This is a genomic window from Bacillus sp. LR--39 (assembly GCF_053613335.1).
Window position 1 is genome coordinate 1 of record NZ_JBSIOT010001204.1, and the last position, 602, is coordinate 602.

Sequence of the window (602 nt, forward strand, 5' to 3'; positions counted from 1 at the left end):
GGGAGCTGCCTGCTATATGCTGAAAATCAATGCAGAGAGCCTGGCGAAGATCGAAGCGTTTATCAATGAAACGTCTCCATATGCCCAAACCGTGACACACGTGATTTTTTCGGAAATTGAAACAAAGGAATCGTGAACATTAGAGATGCATCTGTATCATCTGTTATAATATAAGGATGCATGAACAAGAAAGTGATGTGATGATGGACGTGTCTAAAACAGTTGTTTTAGCAGAAAAACCTTCAGTCGGCCGTGACTTGGCCCGCGTGCTGAAGTGTCATAAAAAAGGAAACGGATATCTTGAAGGCGACCGCTATATCGTGACATGGGCGCTCGGCCATCTGGTCACATTGGCGGACCCTGAAGGATACGGAAAGGAATACCAGTCTTGGCGGCTTGAAGACCTGCCGATCATCCCTGAGCCTTTAAAGCTCGTCGTGATCAAAAAGACCGGAAAACAGTTTCAGGCGGTAAAATCGCAGCTGATCAGAAAAGATGTCAAAGACATCGTCATTGCAACCGATGCCGGCCGGGAAGGCGAGCTCGTCGCCCGCTGGATCATCGAAAAAGCAAAGGTCACGAAGCCATTGAAGCGTCTGTGG

At 47.8% G+C, this 602-nt stretch carries 2 protein-coding genes; both read left to right on the forward strand.

The annotated features are described in order from the left end of the window. A partial coding sequence (locus ACWHAR_RS29435) for an Lrp/AsnC ligand binding domain-containing protein (protein WP_452088737.1) occupies window positions 1-136 on the forward strand: 136 nt, incomplete at its 5' end. A gap of 73 nt (window positions 137-209) precedes the next feature. After that, a partial coding sequence (locus ACWHAR_RS29440) for a toprim domain-containing protein (RefSeq protein ID WP_452088738.1) occupies window positions 210-602 on the forward strand: 393 nt, incomplete at its 3' end.